The following is a 26,336-nucleotide window of genomic DNA, read 5'->3' on the forward strand; positions in this document are numbered from 1 at the left end:
ATGAAAAAATGAGATTAATAGTTATAGGAGCAGTTGCAGCAGGAACATCAGCAGCAGCAAAAGCAAGAAGAAATGATGATAATGCAGAAATTGTAATTTATGAAAAAGACAGAGATATATCTTACTCAGGCTGTGGATTACCTTATTATATAGGCAAAGAAATAGAGGACATCGGTGAATTAACTCCTAGAGATTCTGCATTTTTTAAGAAAAAATATAATATTGATGTATTCACAGGATATGAAGTATTAAACATAAATCCAGACTTAAAAGAAGTTGAAGTAAAAAATATCAATACCAATGAAGTTTTTAAGGATAAATATGACAAATTGATTATAGCAACTGGAGCTTCACCATTTATCCCAGGAATAGAAGGTATAGATAATAGTAATGTATTCTTTTTAAGAAATGTTCAAAGTGCAAGAAACATAAGAAATTTCATAGATAATAAAAAACCTAAACATGCAGTAATTGCTGGTACAGGGTTTATTGGATTTGAAATGTTAGAAAATTTAATGAGTGATGGAGTAAATGTAACTATAATTGAAATGCAAAATAAAATAACTCCAAATCTAGATGAAGATATGGCCAAGTTTTTAGAAAATGCACTTATTAAAAAGAAAATAAACATACTTAAAAATTCAACTATTACAAAGATAGGTGATAAAAGTGTTACTTTAAATGATAATACTGTACTTAAAAGTGATATGGTGATTATGGCAACAGGAGTTAGACCAAATACTGAAATAGCTAGAGAAGTAGGAATAGAAATTGGTGTAACTAAAGCAATTAAAGTCAATAACAGGATGGAAACAAATATACCAGATATTTATGCTTGTGGAGATTGCATAGAAACTTTTTCTACTATAACAGGAAAGCCAGTATATAGACCACTAGGTTCTACTGCTAATAAAACTGGAAGAATTGCTGGAGATAATATAACAGGTGGAAATATTGAGTATAGAGGAAATTTAAGTACAGGAATATTCAAGTTATTTGATATGACTATTGCAAGCACCGGACTATCTGAAAAAGAAGCAATAGAAGAAGGCTATGATATTCAAATATGTCACAATATAAAGCCAGATAAGCCATCATATTTTCATGGTAAAGAAATGGTTATAAAAGCTATTGCAGATAAAAATACAGAAAAGATATTAGGGGTTCAAATAATAGGTTATGAAGGAGTAGATAAAAGAATAGATGTATTTGCTACTTTAATAACTTATGGAGCAAAAGTAGATGAATTATTTCATTTAGATCTTGCATATGCACCACCATTTTCAACTACTAAAGATCCAGTTCATTATACAGGCATGATATTAGATAATGCATTAAATAATAATAGACCTATTATAACATCAAATGAACTTAAGGATATTGTAAAAAGCGGTGAAAAAGTTCAAATAGTAGATGCAAGAGTGAGTAAACAATATGATGAAGCTCATGTAGATAATTCAGTAAATATACCTCATAAAAATCTAAGAAATCAAATGGAAAATTTAGATAAGGATGCAGTAATAGTAACTTATTGTAATAAAGGGGTTACAGGTAATGCGGCTCAAAATATATTTATAAATCATGGATATAAAAAGGTTTATAATCTTTCAGGGGGACACAAGTTCTATAAAGGAAGTAAATAAAAATGGAAAGAGGCGATTATATTGAGTAATAAATCATCAAAATTATCATTCTTAGACAGATATTTAACTCTTTGGATATTTGCAGCAATGGCACTAGGAATATTGCTAGGATGGGGAATGCCATCATTATCGGTGGGATTAGCAAAACTATCTGTTGGAACAACATCAATTCCAATAGCAATTGGCCTTATAATAATGATGTATCCACCACTAGCTAAAGTGAATTATAAGGAGCTTGGAAAGGTATTTAAAAATCCTAAAATTCTAGGATTATCATTAGTACAAAACTGGATTATTGGACCAGCTCTAATGTTTATATTAGCATTTGTATTTTTAAAATCTGACTCGGAATTAATGACTGGACTTATTCTTATAGGACTTGCTAGATGTATAGCTATGGTAATTCTTTGGAACAGTTTAGCAGATGGAGATAGCGAATACGCAGCAGCACTCGTAGCATTCAATTCTATATTTCAAGTAGTATTTTATTCTGTATTTGCTTATATTTTTATTACAGTATTGCCACCTGTATTTGGACTTACAGGGTTTGAAGTTCATATTTCCATGGGGGAAGTAGCAACGTCAGTTGCAGTTTACTTAGGTATTCCTTTTTTACTTGGAATGCTTACTAGACTTATATTAGAACCTAAAATGGGAACAGAATGGTATACAAAAAAGTTTATTCCTAAAATTAGTCCATTAGCTTTGATAGCTTTATTATTTACAATTATAGTAATGTTTATGTTCAAGGGAAAATATATCGTAGAACTACCTTTAGATGTTATTAAAGTAGGAATACCACTTGTAATTTATTTTATAGTAATGTTCTCAATATCATTCTATATCAGTTATAAATCAGGCATAGATTATAAAAGAACTACAACACTCGCATTTACAGCTGCAAGCAATAACTTTGAATTAGCAATTGCTGTTGCAGTAGCAGTATTTGGAATTGAGTCAAAGGTAGCTTTTGCAGCGGTAATAGGACCATTAATTGAGGTGCCAGTAATGATAGGATTAGTAAATGTAGCATTGTATTGGGGAAAGAAGTATTTTTCATACTCTAAAGGTGAAGATGTCCAATAGGATGTAGTTAACTTTTTTTCACAAGTAACAGAAAAATAATATTTTAAGTTAAATAAATAATATTTAGAAAAGCATCTATCATAAAATTTAAATGATGGATGCTTTTTACAACTGTATAAATTATGTATGTGTATAATCATGCATGATGTAATAATAGTATATTATCTATGCTACGAAACTGAAAGGGAAAATGATAAGCAATAGATAAAATTACTATTTATATTGAATAATTATCCGTATAAATGTATAATTATAAAAAGAAATTATTAGGGGAAATTAAGAGTTTGAGTTTTAGGCAATTTTAAAAAATATCTGACCACAGTATTTAACTAGTTTATTCCAATGATTGAATTTGCAAAACTTCTTACTAATAATATTCTTAATATTCTTTATAAAGTATTACATAAAGAGTTATGTTAATACAAGAGATTGGGGGATTCAAATGAATAACAGAATAATAAAAGCTAATATGCTATTATTGCTTACAGCAGCTATATGGGGATTTGCATTCGTTGCACAAAGAGTGGGATCTCAATACGTAGGGGGATTCACATTTAATGGGATAAGATTTGCTCTTGGAAGTATTTCTCTCATACCATTAATTATTTATTTAGATAAAAGAAAGAAGAATGGGAATAAGAGTAATAATGAAGTAAGTACTAAAAAAACAATTGTATCTGGAATATTGGCTGGAACAATTTTGTACACAGGTTCAACTCTTCAGCAAGTTGGCCTTACTTATACAACTGCTGGCAAAGCAAGTTTTATTACTTCACTTTATATGGTGATTGTACCGATCATTGGAATAATTTTAGGGCATAAAATTGGAAAAAAATCATGGATTGGAGTGGGATTTGCAGTTATTGGACTTTATCTCTTAAGTATAAATGAAAATTTTAGTATAGGTTATGGTGATATGCTTGAGCTAATATGCTCTATATTCTTTGCCTTACATATTTTAGCAATAGGCTATTTTTGTAATAAGGTAGATCCTTTGAAACTATCATGCATTCAATTTGCAACAAGTTCAGGTTTAAGCCTTATATCAGCCGTTATATTTGAAAATATTACTATTAGCGGTATATCAAATGCGTTAATTCCAATACTTTATGGTGGTTTTTTATCAACTGGTGTAGCATATACCTTACAAGTGGTAGCACAAAAGAATGCTAAACCATCTCATGCCGCTATTATCATGAGTATGGAATCAGTCTTCGGCGCTATAGGTGGTGCACTTCTACTTGGTGAAATTATGAGTACCAAGGCATATATAGGTTGTATTCTTATATTTGCAGGAATATTGATACCACAGATTAAACTTTATCCAAAGCTATCAATAAAGGCAAATAATAAAGATGGAACAACGATATGCTAAAATTTTGAATACCTTAAATTTAAGAAACAATATTTCTATTTTAGGAAAAAACAAATTAATGAAAAGTGGAACGATAAGTTTCATTGAAAGAAAGTATTTAAGGAATAACAATAATTCTTTTAATCCTTCATAATTCCCCCACATTTCATCTATATAATTAGTATATAGAAGAGAATTAGTCTAATGAAAAGGAGGAATTAATATGTTTTGTAGAGGTTTTGGACCAGCAAGTTCTATAGGATATGAAGGGATGTTTTTAGCTATGGGATTTAGAATGTTAATATTCATTGTATTAATAGTACTAGCAGTTAAATTATTTAAAAATTATACTTATAAATCTAATGGCGCAATGAAAATACTTGATGAAAAGTTTGCTAGCGGAGAAATTAGTAAAGAAGAATATTTAAGTAGAAAAACAATACTTTCACAAAAAAAATAAGAGTAATTTTAAATAATAATATTTAGTACCATTAAGATTAGAGTAAGATAATTTACATATTGTAAACCTTGCTCTAGTCTTTTTTATAAGTATAAACTATAATATAATCACTAAATCAACGTTGGAGGTGGTACATATGAATAATGAATTTAAAATATTAGTTGTGGATGATGAACAGAATATATTAGATGTAGTCAGAGCATATCTTGAAAAAGAAGGTTTTGAAGTAATTACAGCTATGGATGGTGAAGCAGCATTAGATATATATAATAAAGAAACTATTCATCTTATAGTTTTGGATTTAATGCTTCCTAAAGTAACTGGTGAAGAAGTATGTAGTAGAATTAGATCTAACTCCAGTGTACCTATTATTATGCTTACTGCTAAAGCAGATGAAGATGAAAAAATAGAAGGAATATCTATAGGAGCTGACGATTATCTAACTAAGCCATTTAGTGTTCGTGAACTTGTAGTAAGGGTTAGGGCTTTACTTAGAAGATCTTATAAAGATCGTATCCCAATGGCTGATATCTTAATATTTAATAATGGGGATTTAGAAGTTGATATAAAGAAGATGGTTGTTAAAAAGAAAGGTGAAGTTGTAAGTTTAACAACAAATGAATTTAAGATTTTAACAATTTTACTTACAAATCCAGAACAAGTATTTTCTAGAGAAAAATTAGTAGAAAAGGCATTTGGGATAGATTATGAAGGTTTTGATAGAACCGTGGACACTTATATAAAAAACATTCGTCAAAAAATAGAAAATAATCATAAAGAACCAATGTATATAACAACTGTATATGGAAGTGGTTATAAATTTAATCCAAATTCATCTGAGGTGAAAAAATGAAGATATCGTTAATGAAAAAATTAGCATTAGGCTTTATTATTGCAGTTTTAGGATCAATTATTTTAGCAAGTGTCATATCAAATTATACAGTTGGGAATAAATTTAAAGAGTATTTAGTTGACGAACACAAAACAAAAATAGATAATGCAGTAAAAATTATTGATGATTTATATAGCGGACAAAAAGAAGTTTCATTAATAAATAGTGATGAAATCCAAAGGTATGCACAGCTACAAGAATTATATATTGAAATTAAAGATATGGATAGTAATACTATATATTCCTCTGGTAAAGCTCATTTGCAGAATAGAAACATGATGGGAAATATGATGGGGTCTATGATGCATAATTTTTCTGGAATTAATATGGGGGAGTATACTGAAAATAAATATCCATTGATCACTGATAATAAAGAGAGCGGGACTATAATAATTGGTTATTTTGGAACTTCATATTTATCTTCTGCATCAATATCATTTATAAGTACTTTAAATCATTCCTTTATGGTATCAGCTGTAATAGCTTTAATATTTGGATTTATAATCAGTATAATTCTTTCAAAACAAATTTCTAAACCCTTAGCTAAAATAACTGAAACTGCAAATAAAATGAGATATGGTGATTTAAATGTAAGAGCAACGGTTAATACAAATACTAAAGAAATAGATGAACTTTCAAATTCAATAAATTATTTAGCAGAAACCTTAAACAGCCAAGAAATGCTTAGAAAAAGATTAACTTCAGATATGGCTCATGAATTAAGAACCCCTTTAACAACATTAAAAACACATGTAGAAGCATTTATAGATGGAATTTGGGAACCTACTACTGAGAGATTTGAAACATTTAATGAAGAGATTGAAAGACTAACAAAAATGGTAGACAATCTTCGTGATTTAGCAAAATTAGAGCAGTCAAATATTAGTCTGAATAAAAGCAAGATTAATATTTCAATTGAACTAGAAAAAATCATAGATACTTTTAAACCTCTTTATATTAAAGAAAATTATGAGTTAATAAGCACTATAACCCCCGAGATAACTGCAATAATGGATAAAGATAAATTTAAACAAATTATAAATAATCTACTTTCGAATTCTTATAAATATTTAAATCCTAATGGCAAGGTTGAAGTAATACTTAGGGAGAAAAATCAAAATATTATAATAAAAGTTAGTGATAATGGTATAGGAATACCTGAAAAGGATATGACTTACATATTTGAACGTTTTTATAGAAGTGATTTATCCCGTAATAAAAATACAGGTGGTTCTGGTATAGGACTTACTATCACAAAAGCTTTTGTTGAAGCTCATGGTGGAAAAATATATTTAGAAAGTAAAATTAATGATGGAACAACGGTTACTGTGGAGTTTCCAAATGTATTATCATTTTAAAGATAATTGTTTATATTGTAATACTGAATTATTTTTCTGCTATTAAGCCATAGAAATTCTCGCCAATATCTATAGTTGATATATTTGAAAATCCAACTTTATCTAATACTTTTATCAAATCCATTTTATCTAATCTGTGATCAATGGGAGGTCCGAATTCACTATTAATTTTATGCCATTCAACAATAGCAATTTTTCCTTTTGGAGAGATAATTCTTTTTATCTCGTTTAAAAAGTTTTCTTTTTTGTCAGCTTCATGTAATACAGTACTTATAAAAGCAAAAGTTACTTTATCATCTTCTAATTTCAAATCATTTTCTTCTGTTAAAATAATTTCTACATTTGAGATATTATTGCCCTTTATTTTTATTTTAACGTCTTGAAGCAGTTCTGGTAATATATCCATTGCAAATATTTTGCCATTATCACCTACAATTTTAGATGCTGGAATAGTAAAATATCCAATTCCGCAGCCTATATCAGCCATTACATCTCCTTCATGTAATCCAAGATTAATAAGAGTTTCATCTGGTGGTAACAGCTCTCTTCTTTTTTCATTATCAAGTTTATGTTTATTCTTTGCATCAAATTTATATGTCATTTTTTAAAAGTACACCTCCTGATATTTTGTTTTTAATTGTATCATAATTCATAAAAGATAACTAATAAGTGACTTTGTTACAGAACATTTACTTATACTTTGATAAATTAAAATTATAAATAAAATCATTTTATACGAAGGAGTGTTTGTAATGAAAAATGTTGGAAGTATAGATAAAATTATCAGATTTATTGTAGGTTTAGCATTATTAAGTCTTTTCTTTTTTATGAAAGGAAATTTAAAGTATTTAGGATTAATAGGTTTAGTTCCTATTTTAACAGCCACAATTAGCATTTGTCCTTTATATTCAATAGTTGGTATAAAAACATGCAAAACAAGAAAGTAATTGCTTTTATTGAGCCACCTAGAAAAATTCCATTGTTTTTGAGAATCGGAATATATATTTCTAAGAAGGTTACCAAAAAAGATTTGCTTGTTCCAAAGCTACTTGCCTGGTATCCAAAAGTTGCAATAAGTTCTGCTATTCTTGAAACTATGGTTGCACATGGGAAGGGTGATTTAAATAATCGTATTTTAAAGATTGTAAGAATTCAAGCTTCATTAAGTGTATCTTGTCCATTTTGTATTGATATGAATTCTTTTGAATATAAAGGTGATGGTATAACTGAGGAAGAATTGAATTATATTACAGGAAATCTTAACATTGATGATGCGCTTACATTTACTATTAAAGAAAAATTAGCAATTGAATATACAAAGTTAATATCTCAAACACCAATAAAAATACCAAAAGACTTTATGGGAAAAATGAAGATTAACTTTACTGAACGTGAAATAGTTATTATTGCAAGCACTGCAGCGCAAGTTAACTATTGGGCTCGACTTATACAAGCATTAGGTGTACCACCAGCAGGTTTTTCTAACAAATGTGATATATAGTAATTAATAAGGCTTCATTTTTGAAGCTTTATTTTTTTGAATGACTTTGTTAGATAATCTGGTAAATACAATTATGTTATAATATGTATAATAGAGTATATAAATTAATATAGAATAGTAATTATTGATGTATATTAAAATTATTAAATCTATATGCCTATAGAACAAAATTATAAATATAAAATTGAAATTTATGGAGATGTTAAAAGTGAAATTATCAATTATTTATTTTAGTAAAACTGGAAAGACACATACAATGGCAGAAGAAATTGCAAAGGGTATGAAAACTATAGAAAATATTGAAGTGGGAATATTTGATATTGAAAATATAGATTATGAGTACATAAAGGAAAGTAAAGCTGTTGTTTTTGGAACTCCGACTTATTATGCTAATACTTGTTGGCAAATTAAAAAATGGTTTGATGAATCATGGGGCTGTAATCTTTCCGGCAAAATAGGGGGAGTTTTTGCTACAGCAAATTTCGCGCAAGGTGGAGCAGATACTGCTATTTTAACAATTATTAATCATCTTATGGTAAAAGGAATGTTAGTTTATTCTGGCGGTTCCGCAATAGGTGAACCATATATTCATTTAGGACCAGTAGCTTTAAAAGAAAACTTTGAAGAAAGTAAGGAACTTTTCTATGTATTTGGAAAGAGAATTGCAGAAAAATGTATAGAGATATTTAGTTGATAGAGTATAGAAAAAATAAAGATTTACATAATATGCAGTTTCAGTTAAGTCACAATATTCTTTGTATATTTAACAGGTAGTTTCAATTCAAGATAAAATTGACTACTTGTTTTTAGCCTGTGCATAGTCATATATCAATAATTTAGTCTATAGAGCCTTTTTAATATACAAAGCATTTATTACGATATTATTCGATTTAACACAAAAAAGAATGAAACACTAGGTCTCATTCTTTAATATTATTATTCTAAAGTATTTATTCTACAGTATTATTAATATAACAATTACATGTACCTCTCATGCCTCCACCTAACATATGTCCAGTTCCACGTCCATCCCCATTTTTGCCAATTCTTTGACCCGGGATTCCTGTGCAAGTATCAAGATTATTTTTTAGAGTTTCTTTTAATGAAGCACCCTCTTCATTTGTTATAGTTCCATCTACAATTGCCGTATCAACAGCTTTATTTCTCTCATCAAGTAGAGCTACTTTAAATTGATCCTCTGTCATTCCTTTTTCTTCTGCTAAAGCATACATTGTTTTTCCAGAATTAAGTCCAGCTGTTATTTCCTCATCTGTCATGCTAAGTTTGTCCTTTAACACTGATTCTACATAATCATAACCTCTCATACCTGTAACCATAATCATTCCAACTCTTTGATGTGTACCAGTAGTTGGTTGTGTACTTGTTGCGGCATATGCAGTTACACCTAATCCCATAGTAAGAGTGAGAGTTAATGCGATTATTAATTTTTTTGCTTTCATTTTTTCTTCCTCCTTAAATTTTAAACTAATGCAAAAATTTGTTGCACTGTTTTTAGTTTTTATATGTTGTATATGTCCTTATCATAAATCATTTTAAATATAAGAAAGTGTCTTAATTGTGAAATAAAAGTACACAATTAGGACACAATTTTAATTATTATCAATGATATAATTTAGGTAAGATAATGATATAATTTGAGCAAGATAGGAGGGATAAAAATGGATAAAAATATTCTGATTGCTGATGATAATATGGAAATAATTAAAATATTGAAGCCTTATATAGAAAAAGAAGGTTTTAAAGTAATTTTTGCTCTTGATGGAGAAGAAGCCTTATTAAAGTTTAAACATTATAATCCGGAGTTGATTTTACTTGATATTATGATGCCTTTAATGGATGGAATTGAAGTTTGCAATATAATTAGGCAACAATCCAATACTCCAATTATAATGATAACTGCTAAAAGTGAGGATGCAGACAAGATACTCGGATTAAACTCTGGTGCTGATGATTATATTATAAAACCATTCAGCCCTGGAGAAGTAATTGCAAGAATAAAAGCCGTGCTTAGGCGCATTGCTCCAGTTGAAAATAATAAATTATCAATAATTAAATATGCACAACTTGAATTAGATATTAATAATTACTCAGTTAAACTATATGGAATACATATGAACCTTACGAAGAAAGAAATTGAAGTTTTATGGATGCTTGCAAGCTCTCCCAATACTATAATTAATAGAGATGCACTGTTAGATAACATATGGGGAATAGATTACTTTGGAGATTCTCGAACAGTAGATACTCATATAAAAAGAATAAGAGCAAAACTTGAGCTTGATGGTCAGTATAACTGGGATATTAAAACTATTTGGGGCATGGGATATAAATTTGAGGTGAAAGATGTTTAAGAAAAATATTACTTTTAAATTAACTATTGGCTTTTTAGCAATTGTTATAGTTTCAACTCTTTTTATAGGAATTATTGCCTTAAATATATTTAAAAATAATATTTATGAAGTTAAAAAAAATAATATGACAAAACATGCTGTAGCAATTTCGGAAACTATTAAACCTTACATAGGTAATAGTTCAAATAATATAGAGTTTGTGAAAATTATACACTTATTAAATGATATTGATAATGCAAAACTTTGGATACTTAATGCAGACAAAAGCATTATAACTGCATCAGATACTAATGATGATATTAGTTACATTAATAATGTAGAGATAAAGGATTTATATAATGATATTAATAGTAAAGTATTAAATGGAGCAGAAGCGTATGATGAGGGATATAATCCTTATTATAATGAGGAAATGATGGTAATAGCAGTACCTATAAAAGAAAATAATAACATAATAGGAGCGGTAATTCTTAATTCATCAATAACTGATTTATCAAATTCCATGAACAAATTCTTTCTAAGCTTAATTTTAGCTGTTTTAGGTGAAACAATGCTTGTAGGGTTATTAGGATATTATTTTTCTAAGAATATTACGAGACCAATAAAGAAAATAAACTCAGCTGCTTTGGAATTAACAAGAGGTCAATATGGAATAAAAACAAACATATATCAAAAAGATGAAATAGGAGAATTATCAAATTCATTTGATTTATTATCATTAAAGCTTAAGTATACTATTGGCGAGCTTTTTGAAGAAAAAAACAAATTAAGTAACATTATAACAAGTATGAGTGAGGGGATTTTAGCTTTGGATAGAAATTCTCAAATTATAAATATAAATGAAGCGGCTATAAATCTTCTTTCATATAAAATGGGAGAAGGAAATATAGAAGTAATTAAAATATTATCAGAATTAGATATAATTCAAGAATTTAAATATTTTATATTAAGCAATGATAAAAAGTCAATTATAAAGAAGCATGAAGGTAAAGTATTGGAATTCTCAGTGTCTCCTATAAAGAGCAATTCAAATGAGATTATAGGTTGGGTTATCCTTATTCAAGATATTAGTGAAAAAGAAAAACTTGAGCAAATGAGAAAAGATTTTATTTCAAATGTTTCCCATGAATTTAGGACTCCTTTAACAGTTATAAAAGGTAATTTAGAGTCAATTTTGGATGGGATGACAAAGCCAGAGTATATACCTGATACCTGTACTACACTTATAAAAGAAACCAATAGACTTGAAAGAATGGTTAAAGATTTACTTAATTTGAGTAAGTTAGAATCAGGAAAATTAGAGGTTGATATTAATAAACTAGATGTTAATATGCTTATTAATGATACAATAAGAAGCTTTAAGCCATTAATAAAGAATAAGGATATAGATTTGCAATTATCTTTGGAAAGTAATTTACCAACCTTATTAAGTGATTATTATAAATTGAAACAATTAATAATAATATTTTTAGATAATGCAATTAAGTTTTCTGAAAATAATGGCATTTTAAAGGTATCAACATATGAAGACAATAAAAACATTTATATAGCAATAAAAGATAATGGGATTGGTATACCTAAAGATGAAATTCAGTATTTAGGTGAAAAATTCTATAAGGCAGATAAAGCGAGAAATTCAAATGTAGAAGGAACTGGACTTGGGCTTTCAATAGCAAAAAGATTAGTAAAAGTTTTAAATGGATATTTCTATATAGAAAGTGAGCTAGAGAAAGGCACAACAATAGTTATAGGAATTTTGCGTAGCAAAATTGATGAATAATGAATAATGAATGATTGAGGTTGAAAAGCTTGCAGCTTTTCTAAAATAATATATATTTTTAAGGAATTCTTTTGGAATTCCATCCTAAATCATTCATTATTCATCATTAACTATTAATTAATAACTGAGTGGAGGTGAATTATGAGACAAGGTTACCATATGGGAATGGGGTTTTATGGTTCGTATATTTTAATGTTTATTTTAGTAATTTTTTCTATTGCAGTATTTTTAGAATTAAAAAGTAAGCCATCTCCAAATTTATTTGTAATAAAACTAATTGATATACTTAAAGTAAAGTATGCTTCAGGTATTATTACAGCGGATGAATATATAGAAAGAAAATCAATTATTGAAGATATAGGATATTCAAATCCATATACACCTATACTTATTGAAAGATATGCAAAGTGTGCCATAAGCACCAAAGAATTTTTTGATATTAAAAATGAAATTGAAAGTAATAATATTGATAGTGTTATAAGTGAGAGGCTTGCAAAGGGGGAATTATCCTATGATGAATTTAGATCTAAATGGGCAAGTAAAGCTTGATGAAAATTCTATGAGGTTGCAAAAATTAATTAGATTAAATAATAAAGTATGGTAATTAAAGTAACAACAATAATAATGCAAAATAAAGACTCTTCTTGCGCAGTTAGCATAAGAAGAGTCTTTATTTTTTTCAACATATACATATAAATTAATTATTATTCTAAAGTTAAAGTTGTTCCTGTTATATTCATAAATGTACTATTGCAATTTTCACTAATCAAGTTAACAGCCTTTTCACCAGTGCAATGAGATAAACCTAATAAATTCACATTTAAATTATTTATACATTCAATAGATTTATTTATTCTTTCATCATCAGCCTCTATAAGATGTGTTCCACCTATTATACCTACTATTTTTTCTTTAGTTCTTTCTTGAATAGTTTTTACAATATTTAAGAATCCAGGATGGGCACATCCAAGTAAAACTACTATTCCATCTTTAGTTTTAAGTCCTACTGCAATTTCATCATTAAAAGTATCAATATTATAGTCAGCACCAATTTTTATTTTCATATCTTTATTTAATTTTTCAAAATCATAGTATTTGTTAAAATTAGAAAATACAAAAACATCATCACTTACTTCTAAAATATCTGATTGTACAAAATTTATAAAAGCACTTTTGCTTTCAATATATTCTTTATCAAAATCAATGCCTACATATGTATAACCAATTTCCTTTGAAAAATCCGATTTAAGATTGCCATCAGAATAATGGTATCTATCAGCATTTTTAAAAAAATGTTCACTAACTATAATTTGAGGAGTTATATTGTAAGTTTCCAATAATCTTCTTACACCACCACAATGATCATAATGTGCATGACTTAAAATTAACACATCAATACTCTTGAGATCTATATTTAAAGCTTCAGTATTTTCAATAAAATCTCCTGTTTTTCCTGTATCAAAAAGAATATTACATTTTTCAGTTTGAATAAACATAGAAAGCCCATGTTCATATTTTAAATTTTTATTTTTATCTTGGGTATTTTCTATTAATGTAGTTATTTTCATTTTAACACCCCTTATTTACATTTTTGAAGCAAATTCCTTTAAGATTGTAGCAGTAGAATTAAGTTCTTGTATTGTAGCAGTAATTTCTTCAAGTCCTGATGACTGATTATCTAATAGTAGATTTGAATCATTAAATCTCAAATAAATTTCATTTATTGAATTTTGTATAGTATTTAATATGCTATTAATTTGATTTGCAGATTCTTTAGTTGATTTTGAAAGGTTTCTAATTTCAGTTGATACTACACTAAATCCCTTGCCATATTCTCCAGCTCTAGCTGATTCTATTGCAGCATTTAAGCCTAATAAATTTGTTTGTTTAGCAATACCTTCTATAAAACTTAATACTTCATCAGTTTTTTGGGAGTTATCTTTTGTTATTTCAATGAATTTTTGAATGCTTGAATTTGTTTCAAATATATTTTGAATTCCTGATGTCATATCAAATAAGTTAGTACTTATTTCTGTTAATGAATGTGATAATGTGTTTGATAAATTTGAAATTCTCTCTTTTTTACTTAAACTCAGACCTATTGCCATTGTTCCTGATATCTTACCATTTTCAAATACCGGAACAGCCATTGTCTTTAAGGGTACACCAAAAACATGTGCAGGTACTATAAGTGATACTGGTTTCTTCTGATTTAAACACACATCTGCTGCACAACCAGCAGGTATTGCATCTCCTGTTTTTGAAGCCATTCTTAAATTTTCACAGTCTTGTACAAAAAGAAATCTTTCAGTATTAGATATTGTGAAAACCAATTCATCTTCAAAATAATACTGAAAGTATGGGATTAGATTAAAAAATGATTGGATTAATTCATTATCTCTTATTTCATTTATCATAATGTCACTTCCTAATTTTTTTAGTTAAATTTCTCTATATTATAAGATATTATACCATAAAGAACCTTTATTTACTATTTTTAGATTGGTTTATTGAGCCTCAATTTTTATTATATATATTGTATTTTACAATCTACAATTCACAGTAAATTATCAAAAACTATCATCATTAATTGAGCATTGAAACTTTAACATTGATAATTACAACATATATAGTAGGTAAACTATAATAATAAAACAATTCAGATATATAAAAGTGTCCTAATTGTGAAATATTAAGACACAATTAGGACACTTTTTTAATTACTATGGATGATATACTTTAAATAAGTTAAGAGATGAGAAAATTAATAGAACTAGGATTGGACTTTCAACTATAGAGAGTAGGAGGGAAATATATGAAAAGTAACAAAATTTTAAAAAATCTACGTTATATTTTATTAGCAATATTTTTGATACACAGTACTGTGGAAGCTTATCTTCATCAGCTTTTAGGAGGTGGAAATGAACCATCTATACACGCGCTATGTCCTTATGGAGGTTTAGAAACACTTTATAGTCTGATTTTTGGAGGAACATTTATACAAAAAATATTTTCGGGTACGTTAGTTATTCTTATTATAACTTTAATCATAGCAATAATTTTTAGAAGAAGTTTTTGTGGTTTGATTTGTCCTTTTGGAGCTCTTCAAGAATTCTTTGGGATTATAGGTAAAAAGATATTTAGGAAAATATTTATTATGCCAGAAAAAATAGACAAGCCTTTAAGATATCTTAAATATATCGTTCTTTTACTTACACTATTTCTTGCATGGAAGACTGCTGGTTTGTGGGTAAATCCATATGATCCTTGGGCTGCATATGGGCATATATCTGCTGGACTAACATCGCTTGTTGAAGAATATTCAATTGCACTTATTATACTAATAGTTACTATAGTTGGATCTTTATTATATGATAGATTTTTTTGCAAATATCTTTGTCCTATGGGTGCATTCTATGGAATAGTTTCAAAGTTAAGTCCATCAAAAATCACAAGAAATGAAACTACTTGTATTAATTGTGGCTTATGTGACAAAAACTGTCCTGTTAATATTAAAGTTTCAGAGCTTAAAGAAATTAAATCTGCTGAATGTATTAATTGTCAAAGTTGCATACTTTCTTGTCCTAAAAATAATACATTAGAATTTAAGGTTAAAAATAAATCAATCAAACCAGTATTTATTTCACTATTTGTATTTGTAATATTCTTTAGCGGAATAGGTATTACAAAACTCATGGGAATATATGAGCTTACACCACCACCTATAACTTCTGAAACAAAAATGACACCAGAAGAAATAAAAGGTTATATGACAATAGAAGAAGTATCAGTAGGTTTAAAAATAGATATAAATGAAGTGTATAAAAAGCTTGAGATACCTACATCTATTCCCCAAAATACTAAACTAAAAGAGATTCCCAATACTATTCCTGGTTTTGACGTAGAAGGAGCTAGAGAAAAGCTGAAGTGAAAAATAATTGGAACTAATTAAATTATTTCATGTACCTAAAAAAGAGAGGAAACTAGAAAAATAGTGCATCCTCTCTCTTTTAGGTATTTTATTTCATATGCCTTATATGTGTATGTAACTAAGTATAATAATTTTGCTAAAGAATATCTGCCCTAAATGAAAGTAGTTACAACTATGTTAAAAATATCGAATCTTATTTCCAAAATGGTTAAAACATGATATTCTTAATATCAAGAAAGGAAAGTGAAGTTTTTTGGAAGCTTATAAAAATTTTGAATCATTAAATGATAGAAGCAAATACATATTTGATATTGTACAAAAAAAAGGTCCTATAACTAAAAGTGAATTGATAGATATAACTAAAATAAAATTGACAACACTAAATAGAGAGATTCAAATTTTAATTGATAAAAAAATAATTGTGGAAACAGATATTGGAGAATCTACAGGGGGAAGAAAACCTAGTTTATATGATGTAAATCCAATGGAATTTTATCTTATTGGAATTGATATTTCGCGAACCTATACTAAAATAGTTATAACAAATTTGAAATTAAAAATAATTGAAGAAAGATTATTAAGCCATGAATATAAGATTGAAAATATAAATGAAATTATACCTACTTCTATAAAAGATATATATACAAAATTACATATACAAAAATCATCAATTATTGGAATTGGGATAGGAATTGTTGACGGATTTAACATTAAGCCCTTATATGAGGCTTTAGATAAAGAATTAGATTCAGTAATATGTGTAGATAATGGTGCTAATGCAGCTGTTATTGGAGAGTATAATTTTGGAATTGGAAAAGGGAAACAGAATATTGCGTATATCAACTGTGGTGTAGGAATAAGAACTGGAATTATATCATCGGGTGTTTTAATTCGCACAATCAACAATTTAGAAGATGCTTTTGGTCATATGATTGTTGATGTAAACGGAGAGGTATGTTCATGTGGTAATTACGGATGTATAGAAAGCTATGTATCAATATCAAATATAACAAAAAAATTTATTGATGAAATGAAAGAAATTAGGGGATCATATTTAAATAAAAAATTAGATAATATTAATTATAAAGATGTATGCAGTTTGGCAGAAAGCAAAAATGAAGTTGCTGTGAATATTATTAAGAATTCAGCTTTACATTTTGGAATAGGACTTGCAAATTACATGAAGTTGTTTAATCCAGAGTTAATCATATTAAGTGGCCCACTAATACAATATTCGAAATTGTTCTATGATATATCTAAAAAAATAGCTTTTGAAAAATGTCATATTAAAAATAATAATATTCAATTTAGCAATGGTGGATATTATGAAGACAAGTCGATGGCAGTAGGAGCATGTGCTATGGTTATACAAAAATTACAAAATTAAAAGATAAGGACGTGAAATTATGAATCCAACAGCATTTTCAATTTTAGGATTTGCCATACGATGGTATGGGATAATAATTGCAACTGGAATTGTACTCGGAATATCAATAGCAAATTATAATTGTAAATGGAGAGAAGTTGATTATGATAATTTACTAAATATTGTACTACTATCTCTTCCAATTGGTATTGTAGGTGCAAGACTATATTATGTAGCATTTGAATTTGAAAATTATAAAAACAATATTATTGAAGCATTTAACATAAGGAATGGCGGATTAGCTATACACGGTGGACTTATTTTCGCAATAGGAACAGCATTAATATATACGAAAATAAAAAAACTTCCTTTTATTAAATTTGCAGATGTAGCAGCCCCTTCTATTATTATTGCACAAGCATTAGGACGATGGGGAAATTTTTTCAATCAGGAAGCACATGGAGACCCTGTTAGTTATGAATTTATTAAACATTTTCCTATGTTTATTCAAAATGGTATGAATATAGAAGGAGTATATTATAATCCTACTTTTTTATATGAATCTACTTGGAACTTACTAGTATTTATAATATTAATGGGCATACTAAGGAAAAGCAAAAAAAATGGAATTGTATTTTTTACATACATTGGCTTGTATTCTATAGGGAGATTTATAATCGAGGGAATGAGAACAGATAGTTTAATGCTAGGACCTATTAGAATTGCTCAATTAGTGAGTTTGAGTGGAGTTTTAATTTGGATAATATTTATAGGTTTAAGTTATTATAAAAGTGTAAGAAAAGGAAGCGTAGATTAATGATTGATATAATATTATTTATAGTAATAGGATTACTAGCTGGAATTTTAAGTGGAATGTTTGGAATTGGGGGAGGAGTAATAATTGTACCTGCATTAATGTATTTATGCGGATTTAGTCAATTAAAAGCTCAAGGAACATCACTTGCAATTTTGCTTCCACCAGCTGGGATTTTAGCATTTATTAGTTACTATAAAAGAGGTCAAGTAAATTTACAAGCAGGAATTTTAATATGTATATTTTTAGTTGTTGGATCTGTGTTTGGTGCAAAAATAGCTAATAATATTCCTTTATCAATTTTAAAGAAATCTTTTGGGGTATTTATGATTTTGATATCTTTAAAAATGATTTTTTCTAAATAGAAAAATGTAATTATAACAAATTTCAATAGATAATAAGCTGTTACTTTAATTTTTGTAACAGCTTATTATTTTTTTCATATGTATGCTAATGCTATTTAAGTGCGTGATAAAGTTACAGAGAATAATAAATATAATGAATATAATAAAAAAGAACTAAATAAGCAATGTTAAAAATCAATTAGAACATGTTTATTTAAGTAATATAATTCGGGGGTATTTTAGTGGAAAAATTTTTAAAGTTATGGAAAAAGTATTCATTTACACTGTTAATAGCATTTGTAGTATTAGGTATGTTTGATTTAAGATTTGCTGTAGTGGCAGTCCTTTGTATGATAGCACCTGTAATTGTTTCTATTACTCGGGGCAGATTCTGGTGTGGAAATTTATGTCCAAGAGGAAATTTTTATGATAATGTAGTTTCTAAATTTAGTAATAAAAGAAAACCACCTAAGTTTTTCAAGTCTTACTATTTTAGAGCTATAATATTAACAATTATGATGGCAATGTTTATTTCAGGAGTAAGTAAAAACTTAGGTAATCTTTATGGTATTGGAATGGTATTTTATAGAATGATTGTTGTAACAACTATAATTGGTATAGTATTATCTTTATTCTATAATCATAGAACTTGGTGCAATTTTTGTCCAATGGGAACTTTAGCATCAATTACAGCAAAATTTAGAAAAAGTAAAAAAGTATTACACGTATCATCTTCATGTGTTTCATGTAAGATATGTGAAAAAAAATGTCCAATAGGTTTAGTTCCTTTTGATTATAAAGGTGATATATTAAGTCATCCAGATTGTATACAATGTGGGAAGTGCGTAACAGCATGCCCTAAAAAATCAATTGGATATAAGGCATAATCAAAAAATAACAAGTTAATATACAGTGCATTTCAGACTTGTTATTTTCTTTCATATGAATAATTAATTTTCGGAAATAGGAGAGGAGATAGCTATTATGAAGACATATAAGGTGATATTTCATGTAGATGAACTTGATAAATGGAAACTACTATTAAAAAACGTTAGTAATTTGTTAGATGCTATAGATGTTAATGAATATAGTATTGAAGTTTTAGCTAATTCAGAGGCAGTTAAATTTTATGATTCTAATTTTAATTCAGATATAAGTGTTATAGAAAATTTAAATAGTAATGGAGTTAAATTTGTAGCGTGTAATAATGCATTGATAGCTAATAAGATAAAAAAAGAGGATTTAAATTATTTTATAGAAGTTGTTCCAGTTGGCATTTTAGAACTTGTAATTAAACAAAGTGAAGGATATGCATATATAAAACCATAAGTAATTTATTTGGGTGGGGAAATATCGTATATATTTGTACAAAGATTTAAAGTGTAAGTGAGGAGTATGATTAGAAAAATTATAGTAAATATTTTAAAAGCTTAGAATTATTGGAGTTTGTCTAATAATTCTAAGCTTTCTTGTGCATTAATTTTAATTATCACAACAGCTTATATTACCAAATGTGCAGTACATGTTGCATGAGAAGACTAACAAGAGCAATACTTATCCAGCAAAGAAGTCCCATAATAATTGGTTTTCCACCAGTTTTGATTAATTTTATAATATTAGTATTTAAACCAATTGCGCCCATAGCCATTGTAATAAAAAATTTACCGCCTTCAGTTAAAGAATTTGTAAAGCTAGCGCTCAAATTAAATACTGTACTTATAATAGCAGTTAATAAGAAAAATAAAATAAACCATGGAAATATTTTTGAAAGTTTAACGGTAGTGTTTGAATTTTTTTTAGAGCGATATAAAGCTAATACTAATGTAATTGGAATTATAGCAAGAGTTCTTGTAAGTTTAACTATTGTAGCATAATGTAGAGCTACATCATTTCCATGAGAGCTTGTCCAAGTTTGCCCTGCGGCAACTACTGAAGAGGTATCATTTATAGCAGTTCCAGCCCACATTCCAAAACCGATATCAGTAAGCCCTAATAAGTTACCGAGAACAGGGAATAAAAATGCAGCAATTACATTGAATAAGAAAATAATAGAAATTGATTTTGCAATCTCATCATTATTAGCGTCAATAACTGGTGCTGTTGCAGCAATTGCAGATCCACCACATATTGAAGATCCTACACCAACTAATATAGAGACGTTTGAAGGAATTTTCATTAATTTGCTTACGACATATGAAACAATTAGTGATGTTGAAATTGTTGAAATTATAATCAATAGTGATTGACCACCTACTTTAAATATTTGAATAAAGTTCATTCCAAATCCAAGTAGAACAATAGCATATTGGAGTATTTTTTTCGATGTAAACGTAATTCCACTTTCAAAGTAATCCTTGCGTGGGAAAAGTGCAATTATTAAGCCTAATAAAATTGCAAATACTGGACCTCCTATAATTGAAAAAGTGTTTCCAAGCAACCAAGCTATAATGCCTATTAAAAAGCAAAGAAATAAACCTTGGTAATTTTTTTTAATAAATTTCATAATTATTCCTCTTTTCTTAATTTTTATCTTAAAAGTATACTAGCATATAAAAATGATAAGATAAAATTATTTATTTTTATATAATGATAAAAATATGTTATGATTAAACAAAAGAGGTGAAAAAATTTGTTGGATTTTAGAATAAAGACATTTTTAACTGTTTGTGAATATATGAATTTTACTAAGGCAGCAGAAATATTGTGTATTACACAACCTGGAGTATCACAACATATTAAATATTTAGAAAAAACTTATGATACAAAATTCTTTGAATATGAAGGCAAAAAAATAAAGCTTACGAAATCAGGAAAAATGTTTTATAGAGCTGCTAGTACAATGAAGCATGATGAAGAGTTCTTAAAAGAAAAAATTAAACAGGAAAAGCTTAGAATAACACATCTTAAATTTGGAGCAACTCTAACAATAGGAGAATTTATATTACCACCAAAAGTTCATAATTATTTAAATAAAAATGATAATATTAATATTAATATGATTGTTGGAAATACTGAAGAACTTCTTTATAAATTACAACATGGTGAAATTGATTTTGCATTAGTAGAAGGTTATTTTGTCAAAAGTGATTATGATTATGTTGTTTATTCAAAAGAAAACTACATTTGTGTAGCAGGAAAAAATTATAAATTTAAAAAGGAACCACATGTATTAGAAGATTTACTTAAGGAGACATTGATTGTAAGAGAAAAGGGATCTGGTACAAGAGATATTTTTGAAAAAAACTTAGAAAGACAAAATCTTAATCTAAACGATTTTAATAAAGTTGTAGAAATAGGAAATATAAATGCAATAAAACATTTAGTTGAAAATAATAATGGAATTACATCTTTATATGAAATAGCAGTAAAAGATGAATTAGAAAGAGGCACTTTAAAAAAAATAGAGATTGATGATTTACAGAAAAATCATGATTTTTATTTTATATGGAGAAAAAATAGTGCTTTTGAAAATTTATATAGAGAACTAGTTGATGAATTTTAAGAAATATTTAAGAGTATAAAAATAGTTATAATTGTTAGATGTTTTTGTCTGAATATTATTTATAAAAAAATTAACTAGAAATATATATATTTCTAGTTAATTTGTTTTTAAAATTTATTCATTATGGCATCCGTGTTCATGTTCATGGCAGATATCACCAGAATCTGCAAGAGATCCTTCAAGCCATTTTAAAGCCACAGTCTTAACATCTCCAGAGCAACCACGTAATACTTCTATTCCTACGTTGTTGAGTACTCTAACAGCACCTTCACCCATATTACCTGCGAGCATAACTTTGACACCCATATCAGAAAGAATTGGTGCAATATTAGATTTACAACCACATCCTGCTGGTGATGGAAGAGTTTCAGAAGCTGTTATTTCTTTAGTTTGTGTATCAACTGTGAAAATTGTGTAATATTCACAATGTCCAAAGTGATCATCAATATTATTATTACGTGATGGTAATGCAATTTTCATATTATAGACCTCCAATAAATATATTAAAGCAGCATATGAAATAAATGTTATTGGCATATGCTGTTTTATATATTATAATAAACTTGTAAAGAACATATGTCAATAATCTCTAATAAGGAAGAATAAAATATGTAAAACTATTAGACTTATGTATTTAGAGGGAGTGATGTAAGAAGAGTGTGCTAAATTATTGAATTAAGACAAAATATTTAAAACATAATGCACAGTGAAATAAAAAAGATTACATAGTCATTTGAATAGGCGTAATGAAATAGATAGATAATCTAGTTGCAAAAATATAAAAATGATCATATTTTTAGAAGTGTAAAATTAAGTATTTAGCCAATGTAAACGATTATTAATAAGCAAATATAAATGAGGAAACTAAGAAGTAGTCTATTCTCTAATTTTTTTGTATTTTTAAGTTAGTCTTATAGGTGTGACTTAGTCACATATATTTATGAAAGACTATTATATAATGAAATCAAGGAGGGGCGTAAATGAAAAATTATGGTGAAAAATTAAATAATAGATCAAAAGATATAATGTCTTTGTATGAAATGTATCCAGTATTAAAAGTAATTGATAAAAATAATAATGAAATAATAAGCACACAGGCAATTTTTAAGACTGTATATTCTGATGAATATGTATCTTCAGCAGAGGCAGTATGTGCGGGAGTTTTATTTGTAATAAAAGGAACAATAAAAATACAAAAGATTAATAAAGATGGGGAAGAAACTAATCTCTATAATATAAAACAAGGAGAATTTTGCCATGAAGCCCTAAGTTGCTTATCAAATTTAGAATCTTTAAATATAACAGGCAAAGCAATTCAAGATTCGAAAGTATGTATAATCCCTTTTGATATAGTTGGAAGATATTTCATTCAAGATAATGAATTTTTATTATATATGTATAAAGATTTGTATAAAAAATTTAATACTGTTCTAGAAAATAAGGAAGACATGATCCATGAATCTTTAGAATCAAGACTCATTAGATTACTTATCAATAAAAATAGTAAAATAATTTATGCAACTCATAATGAACTGGCTTTTGAAGTTGATTCTGTTCGTGAAGTTGTTAGTAGAAAACTAAAAAGCATTGAAAAAAGAGGATATATAAAATTAGAACGAGGAAAAATAGTAATACTTAAGGATTTAAATGAAATATTAAAAGTTTAAATCAATATTATAAATATTAAATTAAAATAAATAGTGAATTTAGGAGGAGATAAAAATGTTTGGATTTTTTAAAGGAAATGATGGAAAAGTTATTAATGTAAATGATATTGATAATTTAATTGGAAAAGTTGAATTAATTGATATTAGAGAAGATTATGAATATAAAGGTGGAAGTATAAAGAGCGCGAAAAACATTCCAATGGGCCAACTTTTAAATGAACCAGATAAGTATTTAAATAAAAGCAAAGAATACTACATAATGTGCCAATCTGGTGGAAGAAGTGCAAGAGCATGTAGTAGTCTTACAAAACAGGGGTTTGATGTTATTAATGTTTCAGGTGGAATGGGTTCATATGTAGGAACAAAAAGAAAATAATAAGGGTTAGTACATTTACGCTATCTTAAATTAGGAGGAGAAGTATTATGAAGAAGAAAATATTAATAGTAGGTGGAGTTGCAGGGGGAGCATCTGCAGCAGCAAGACTTAGAAGACTTAGTGAAGAAGATGAAATAATAATGTTTGAAAAAGGGCCTCATGTATCATTTTCAAATTGTGCACTTCCATATCATTTGAGTGGAATAATAGATACGCCAGATAGATTGGTTTTAATGAGTCCAGAAAAATTTCTAGTTCAATATAATATTCAGGCTAGGGTAAATAACGAAGTGTTATATATAAATAAAGAAGAAAAAAATGTAACAGTTAAAAACTTGTTAACTGGTGAAACATATAAGGAAAGTTATGATAAGTTAGTATTGTCTCCAGGAGCAAAACCAATTGTTCCTAATATTCCTGGAATTGAAGAGGTCAACATTTTTACAATAAGGAATGTTGTGGACATAGACAAACTTAATAAATATATAAAATCAATTGATGCTGAGGATATAGCAGTTATTGGTGGTGGATTTATAGGAGTTGAGGCAGCAGAAAATTTAAGGGAAGCTGATTACAATGTAGCGCTTATAGAAGGAACAGATCAGATATTAAGACCTTTTGATTATGATATGGTTCAAATTCTTCATAAAGAAATTTATGATAAAGGTGTTAACTTAATTGTTGGAGATAAAGTTGAAAAGTTTGAAAAAGATGTAGTTGTATTAGCTTCTGGTAAAAAGATTACAGCTAAAGTCGTAGTTATGGCTATAGGAGTAGCACCAGAAACTGCGCTTGCAAAAGAAGCAGCTTTAGATATTGGTGAAACTGGAGCAATAAAAGTAGATCGAAATTATAAGACTAATGATGATAATATATATGCAGTTGGAGATGCAATAGAAATTTATAATGCTTTGACTCATTCAGCAGCAAAATTATCACTTGCAGGTCCAGCTCAAAAGCAAGCTAGATCAGTAGCAGATCATATAAATGGAAAGCAAGGATTAAATAAAGGATATATAGGTTCATCAGCTATAAAAGTTTTTGATTATAATGGAGCATCAACAGGCTTAAATGAAGCTCTTATAAATGTTCTTAATATGAAAATAAAATATGAGGTGGTAAGGGTTATACTTTCAGATAAAGTTGGAATTATGCCAACTTCAGCACCTATGCATTTTAAATTGCTCTATGAAGTTCCAACAGGAAAGATTTTAGGAGCTCAAGCTATAGGCAAAGGCGATGTTACAAAAAGAATTGATGTAATTGCAACAGCTATTAAATTTGGTGGAACTGTAGAAGATCTAAAAGATTTAGAATTATGCTATGCACCACCATTTTCTACAGCAAAAGATGTTGTTAATTATGCAGGATATGTTGGTTCAAATCTTTTAAATGGAGATTTTAAACAAGTTAATGTTGATTTTGTTAGAGGACTTGTGGAACATAATTCTTATATAGTAGATGTTAGAGAACGAGGAGAATATGCAAATGGTCATATTAAAAATGCAGTTAATATTCCATTAAGTGAACTTAGAGAAAGAATAAATGAAATTCCAAAAGATAAACCTGTATATTTACACTGTAGAACTGGACAAAGAAGTTATAATGCTGTTTTAGCTCTTCAAAATCTAGGATTTAATAATGTTTACAATATAACAGGAAGCTTTTTAGGATTATCGCTTTATGAATATTTTAATGATGTAACTCAAAATAGAGAAAGTATTGTTACAGAATATAATTTTAGATAATTTAAGGCACATGAAAATAAATAATAGACCAAATATACGCTCATACTGGTCTATTATTTTTTGATTGTGCTTAATTAGGAGTAGAAAATAAAAGGGACTATTATACTGAGTTGTTAGTTTTTGAAAGTGAATTAAGTGATTA

General features: G+C 27.7%; 28 protein-coding genes. 22 read left to right on the top strand and 6 right to left on the bottom strand.

What is annotated here, in order from left to right:
- The first annotated feature begins 8 nt into the window (after positions 1-8).
- The 6 genes from psyc5s11_RS02535 (at position 9) to psyc5s11_RS02560 (ending at position 6,793) form a co-directional block, all read left to right on the top strand.
- The gene (locus psyc5s11_RS02535) at positions 9-1,643 is read left to right on the top strand and encodes an FAD-dependent oxidoreductase (protein WP_224036074.1); all 1,635 of its coding nucleotides are present in this window, start codon (positions 9-11) and stop codon (positions 1,641-1,643) included.
- A gap of 21 nt (positions 1,644-1,664) precedes the next feature.
- Positions 1,665-2,729, top strand: a complete 1,065-nt coding sequence (gene arsB / locus psyc5s11_RS02540) for an ACR3 family arsenite efflux transporter (protein WP_224036075.1) — start codon at positions 1,665-1,667, stop codon at positions 2,727-2,729.
- Positions 2,730-3,171: 442 nt separating this feature from the next.
- Positions 3,172-4,104: a DMT family transporter gene (locus psyc5s11_RS02545; protein WP_224036076.1), complete on the top strand. Its 933-nt coding sequence runs from the start codon at positions 3,172-3,174 to the stop codon at positions 4,102-4,104.
- A gap of 202 nt (positions 4,105-4,306) precedes the next feature.
- Positions 4,307-4,543, top strand: a complete 237-nt coding sequence (locus tag psyc5s11_RS02550; RefSeq protein ID WP_224036077.1) for an SHOCT domain-containing protein — start codon at positions 4,307-4,309, stop codon at positions 4,541-4,543.
- A gap of 136 nt (positions 4,544-4,679) precedes the next feature.
- On the top strand, positions 4,680-5,396 hold the full coding sequence (locus psyc5s11_RS02555; protein WP_224036078.1) for a response regulator transcription factor: 717 nt from the start codon (positions 4,680-4,682) through the stop codon (positions 5,394-5,396).
- A complete protein-coding gene (locus psyc5s11_RS02560; RefSeq protein WP_224036079.1) occupies positions 5,393-6,793 on the top strand; it encodes a sensor histidine kinase in 1,401 nt (466 codons plus the stop codon). The genes psyc5s11_RS02555 and psyc5s11_RS02560 overlap by 4 nt, the downstream gene beginning before the upstream one ends.
- A gap of 28 nt (positions 6,794-6,821) precedes the next feature.
- On the opposite strand, the gene psyc5s11_RS02565 is transcribed toward psyc5s11_RS02560, so the two are convergent.
- Positions 6,822-7,394 (bottom strand): class I SAM-dependent methyltransferase, encoded by a 573-nt coding sequence (locus psyc5s11_RS02565; protein ID WP_224036080.1) that lies wholly within the window; start codon positions 7,392-7,394, stop codon positions 6,822-6,824.
- A 151-nt stretch (positions 7,395-7,545) separates the two neighbouring features.
- On the opposite strand from psyc5s11_RS02565, the gene psyc5s11_RS02570 reads away from it, so the two are divergent.
- The 3 genes from psyc5s11_RS02570 to psyc5s11_RS02580 all read left to right on the top strand — a co-directional run bounded on the left by psyc5s11_RS02570 (position 7,546) and on the right by psyc5s11_RS02580 (position 8,988).
- Entirely contained in the window at positions 7,546-7,740 is a 195-nt protein-coding gene (locus psyc5s11_RS02570) for a YgaP family membrane protein (RefSeq protein ID WP_224036081.1), read from the top strand.
- Positions 7,722-8,294, top strand: a complete 573-nt coding sequence (locus psyc5s11_RS02575; protein ID WP_224036082.1) for a carboxymuconolactone decarboxylase family protein — start codon at positions 7,722-7,724, stop codon at positions 8,292-8,294. The genes psyc5s11_RS02570 and psyc5s11_RS02575 overlap by 19 nt, the downstream gene beginning before the upstream one ends.
- 208 nt (positions 8,295-8,502) lie before the next feature.
- A complete protein-coding gene (locus psyc5s11_RS02580; protein WP_224036083.1) occupies positions 8,503-8,988 on the top strand; it encodes a flavodoxin family protein in 486 nt (161 codons plus the stop codon).
- Positions 8,989-9,244: 256 nt separating this feature from the next.
- Here the strand turns inward: psyc5s11_RS02580 and psyc5s11_RS02585 are convergent, their stop codons facing one another.
- The gene (locus psyc5s11_RS02585; protein WP_224036084.1) at positions 9,245-9,754 is read right to left on the bottom strand and encodes a hypothetical protein; all 510 of its coding nucleotides are present in this window, start codon (positions 9,752-9,754) and stop codon (positions 9,245-9,247) included.
- Between the two features lie 219 nt (positions 9,755-9,973).
- On the opposite strand from psyc5s11_RS02585, the gene psyc5s11_RS02590 reads away from it, so the two are divergent.
- From psyc5s11_RS02590 to psyc5s11_RS02600, 3 genes are all read left to right on the top strand, one after another.
- Positions 9,974-10,666: a response regulator transcription factor gene (locus psyc5s11_RS02590; RefSeq protein WP_224036085.1), complete on the top strand. Its 693-nt coding sequence runs from the start codon at positions 9,974-9,976 to the stop codon at positions 10,664-10,666.
- Positions 10,659-12,446 carry an ATP-binding protein gene (locus tag psyc5s11_RS02595; RefSeq protein WP_224036086.1) on the top strand — a complete coding sequence of 596 codons (1,788 nt, stop codon included), beginning with the start codon at positions 10,659-10,661 and terminating at the stop codon, positions 12,444-12,446. The genes psyc5s11_RS02590 and psyc5s11_RS02595 overlap by 8 nt, the downstream gene beginning before the upstream one ends.
- Positions 12,447-12,587: 141 nt before the next feature.
- A complete protein-coding gene (locus psyc5s11_RS02600) occupies positions 12,588-12,995 on the top strand; it encodes an SHOCT domain-containing protein (protein ID WP_224036087.1) in 408 nt (135 codons plus the stop codon).
- 155 nt (positions 12,996-13,150) lie between these two features.
- Here the strand turns inward: psyc5s11_RS02600 and psyc5s11_RS02605 are convergent, their stop codons facing one another.
- Both psyc5s11_RS02605 and psyc5s11_RS28030 read right to left on the bottom strand, forming a co-directional pair.
- Positions 13,151-14,014, bottom strand: a complete 864-nt coding sequence (locus tag psyc5s11_RS02605; protein WP_224036088.1) for an MBL fold metallo-hydrolase — start codon at positions 14,012-14,014, stop codon at positions 13,151-13,153.
- Positions 14,015-14,029: 15 nt separating this feature from the next.
- Entirely contained in the window at positions 14,030-14,863 is an 834-nt protein-coding gene (locus psyc5s11_RS28030) for a methyl-accepting chemotaxis protein (RefSeq protein WP_224036089.1), read from the bottom strand.
- A gap of 398 nt (positions 14,864-15,261) precedes the next feature.
- Here psyc5s11_RS28030 and psyc5s11_RS02615 point away from each other — a divergent pair, with 398 nt between their 5' ends.
- The 6 genes from psyc5s11_RS02615 to psyc5s11_RS02640 all read left to right on the top strand — a co-directional run bounded on the left by psyc5s11_RS02615 (position 15,262) and on the right by psyc5s11_RS02640 (position 20,230).
- Positions 15,262-16,377: a 4Fe-4S binding protein gene (locus psyc5s11_RS02615; RefSeq protein ID WP_224036090.1), complete on the top strand. Its 1,116-nt coding sequence runs from the start codon at positions 15,262-15,264 to the stop codon at positions 16,375-16,377.
- Positions 16,378-16,630: 253 nt separating this feature from the next.
- Complete coding sequence (locus psyc5s11_RS02620) at positions 16,631-17,764, top strand: ROK family protein (protein WP_224036091.1); 1,134 nt, start codon at positions 16,631-16,633, stop codon at positions 17,762-17,764.
- Positions 17,765-17,783: 19 nt separating this feature from the next.
- A complete protein-coding gene (gene lgt, locus psyc5s11_RS02625) occupies positions 17,784-18,560 on the top strand; it encodes a prolipoprotein diacylglyceryl transferase (protein ID WP_224036092.1) in 777 nt (258 codons plus the stop codon).
- Positions 18,560-18,922, top strand: coding sequence for a sulfite exporter TauE/SafE family protein (locus psyc5s11_RS02630; protein WP_224036093.1), 363 nt, complete (start codon positions 18,560-18,562; stop codon positions 18,920-18,922). Before lgt ends, psyc5s11_RS02630 begins: the two co-directional genes overlap by 1 nt.
- A 221-nt stretch (positions 18,923-19,143) precedes the next feature.
- Positions 19,144-19,788 carry a 4Fe-4S binding protein gene (locus psyc5s11_RS02635; RefSeq protein ID WP_224036094.1) on the top strand — a complete coding sequence of 215 codons (645 nt, stop codon included), beginning with the start codon at positions 19,144-19,146 and terminating at the stop codon, positions 19,786-19,788.
- A gap of 97 nt (positions 19,789-19,885) precedes the next feature.
- On the top strand, positions 19,886-20,230 hold the full coding sequence (locus psyc5s11_RS02640) for a DsrE family protein (protein ID WP_224036095.1): 345 nt from the start codon (positions 19,886-19,888) through the stop codon (positions 20,228-20,230).
- A 175-nt stretch (positions 20,231-20,405) separates the two neighbouring features.
- Here psyc5s11_RS02640 and psyc5s11_RS02645 read toward each other — a convergent pair whose 3' ends face one another.
- Entirely contained in the window at positions 20,406-21,404 is a 999-nt protein-coding gene (locus psyc5s11_RS02645; RefSeq protein WP_224036096.1) for a YeiH family protein, read from the bottom strand.
- Between the two features lie 126 nt (positions 21,405-21,530).
- Between psyc5s11_RS02645 and psyc5s11_RS02650 the strand changes: the two genes are divergently transcribed.
- Complete coding sequence (locus psyc5s11_RS02650) at positions 21,531-22,403, top strand: LysR family transcriptional regulator (RefSeq protein WP_224036097.1); 873 nt, start codon at positions 21,531-21,533, stop codon at positions 22,401-22,403.
- Positions 22,404-22,517: 114 nt separating this feature from the next.
- Here the strand turns inward: psyc5s11_RS02650 and psyc5s11_RS02655 are convergent, their stop codons facing one another.
- Positions 22,518-22,883, bottom strand: coding sequence for a NifB/NifX family molybdenum-iron cluster-binding protein (locus psyc5s11_RS02655; RefSeq protein ID WP_224036098.1), 366 nt, complete (start codon positions 22,881-22,883; stop codon positions 22,518-22,520).
- Between the two features lie 500 nt (positions 22,884-23,383).
- Between psyc5s11_RS02655 and psyc5s11_RS02660 the strand changes: the two genes are divergently transcribed.
- From psyc5s11_RS02660 to psyc5s11_RS02670, 3 genes are read left to right on the top strand one after another with little or no spacing between them, the layout of a single operon-like run.
- Positions 23,384-24,070 (top strand): Crp/Fnr family transcriptional regulator, encoded by a 687-nt coding sequence (locus tag psyc5s11_RS02660; RefSeq protein ID WP_224036099.1) that lies wholly within the window; start codon positions 23,384-23,386, stop codon positions 24,068-24,070.
- Between the two features lie 55 nt (positions 24,071-24,125).
- Positions 24,126-24,446, top strand: coding sequence for a rhodanese-like domain-containing protein (locus psyc5s11_RS02665; protein WP_224036100.1), 321 nt, complete (start codon positions 24,126-24,128; stop codon positions 24,444-24,446).
- Between the two features lie 47 nt (positions 24,447-24,493).
- Positions 24,494-26,194, top strand: a complete 1,701-nt coding sequence (locus tag psyc5s11_RS02670) for an FAD-dependent oxidoreductase (RefSeq protein ID WP_224036101.1) — start codon at positions 24,494-24,496, stop codon at positions 26,192-26,194.
- Positions 26,195-26,336: the final 142 nt, after the last annotated feature.

Origin of the sequence: Clostridium gelidum, from assembly GCF_019977655.1 — a bacterium.
GTDB classification, from domain to species: domain Bacteria; phylum Bacillota; class Clostridia; order Clostridiales; family Clostridiaceae; genus Clostridium; species Clostridium gelidum.